Source organism: Pedobacter sp. 05L430 (assembly GCF_056397585.1).
This window is the reverse complement of the sequence record NZ_JBFTNT010000561.1, coordinates 1-1,017: the sequence shown is the minus strand read 5'-3', so window position 1 is coordinate 1,017 and position 1,017 is coordinate 1. Positions and strand designations below refer to the sequence as shown.

At 41.9% G+C, this 1,017-nt stretch carries 1 protein-coding gene; it reads left to right on the top strand.

Features of this window, described 5'->3' with window-relative positions; genetic code table 11:
* Positions 1 to 976, top strand: a 976-nt coding sequence (locus tag AC1DG9_RS27315; RefSeq protein ID WP_477635727.1) for a c-type cytochrome, incomplete at its 5' end; no start/stop codon positions are given.
* Positions 977 to 1,017 lie beyond the last annotated feature (41 nt).

Here is a 1,017-nt window from a genome sequence, read left to right as displayed (position 1 = left end):
TATCTATAGATTGGTTCACGACGGTGTCAAGCGCGATAAGACGGTCCCAAATATGTTAAGCCTTACCAGTGATAAATTGGTTCCGTACCTTTCGCATCCTAACGGATGGTGGCGAGATAATGCACAGAAAATCATAGTGGTTCGTGGAGATAAATCTGTTGTACCTGCGCTAAAAGAACTGGCATTAAACTCACCTGTGCAGCTGGCCCGTATTCATGCCCTGTGGACGATAAACGGTCTTAATGCGCTAGACAGACCTACCCTATTAGCTGCATTGAAAGACAAAGATGCGGAGGTAAGAAAAACTGCGTTGTGGATTAGTGAAGAGCCAATAAGAAAAGGAGATGAAAGTCTGGTATTGGCAGTTGAGCCACTAAAAAATGATCCTAGTGCCGATGTTCGTTTACAACTTGGATTATCATTAAGGTTCAACAGCTCTGATAAAGCACAGCAAATCATAGCCGACATCATTAAGGATCATCCTGAAGACATAGTTCTTGCAGAATCGCAGAAGAAATATCRCAGACAAATTGAGGCTAAAGCTACTGCAGAAAAGAATTCAAAATTAATGGCTGCTGCTGATCAGAAATTAATTAACGATGGCGCATTAATTTTTAAACAGCTTTGCGTTACCTGCCATGGTGCAGAAGGTAAAGGTGTAATTAATGGTGGTAAAGATATGCCAGCTCCGCCACTGGCAGCGAGTAAAGATGTGAATGGCGATCCCGAAAAGATAATCCGCATTCTACTTCACGGCTTATCGGGTCCGGTTAATGGTAAAACATATGCCGATGTGATGCCTGCCCTTGGAAGTAATAATGACGAATACATTGCTTCAGTAATCAGCTATATTCGTAATGATATCGGCAACAAGGCATCTACAGTAAAGGCTGCTGACGTTAAAAAAGTACGTGAGCAAACTGCCGGAAGAACCAAAAACTGGACATGGCAGGAATTGAATGCATTGAGGAAATAAGGATAGATTGAAATAAAAAAGGGGGCTGATCAATTATGATC